1 protein-coding gene and 1 pseudogene are annotated in these 536 nt (G+C 28.4%); both read right to left on the bottom strand.

The features are described from left to right. Positions 1-109, bottom strand: a pseudogene (locus tag HMPREF9333_RS13810) (MptD family putative ECF transporter S component); the annotation flags it as partial. A gap of 17 nt (positions 110-126) precedes the next feature. Beyond that, on the bottom strand, positions 127-536 hold a 410-nt coding region (locus tag HMPREF9333_RS12035), incomplete at its 5' end, for an energy-coupling factor transporter transmembrane component T family protein (protein WP_005542481.1).

Raw genomic sequence — 536 nt, 5'->3', positions numbered from 1 at the left:
ATGGCGATATGAACAGAAAAGATAACACTCTATATAAAACCTGTGAGCATAACACCATTAGTGCTGTAATAATTAAATCTTTAATTTGAAATTTCTTTTTTTCTTCCATAATTATTCTCCTTGTTTTTAAATATTTTTTATTTTCATAATGATGATAGCTAGATAAAATACCATCATTATTACTAGCAATAACATATCAAGCATACGAAATTTGACTTCTGTATAACTAGTTTTTTTACACGAAACTCCAAGTCCTCGTGTCTCAACAGATGCCGACAACTCAGTTGCAGTACATAACATTCGCATTAACATAGGAATCAACATCATTTCATAAACTTTAAAAGGATGTTTTAAAAATCCAAGGAAAGAAATATCAATCCCTCTAGTCTTAATTCCCTGCTTTATACAAGTAATATCCTGTTTTAGAGTAGGAAAAAATCTTAATATAACAGCTAGTGGAATGTTTATATAATATGGAATTTTCATATTTTGCAAGGAAGCTAATACTTCAGATATTTCACTTGTTCTAATCATAT

Origin of the sequence: Johnsonella ignava ATCC 51276 (assembly GCF_000235445.1) — a bacterium.
Taxonomy (GTDB): Bacteria; Bacillota; Clostridia; order Lachnospirales; family Lachnospiraceae; genus Johnsonella; species Johnsonella ignava.
Note: the sequence above shows the minus strand (reverse complement) of the source record. Positions and strands in the feature narration are given on the sequence as shown.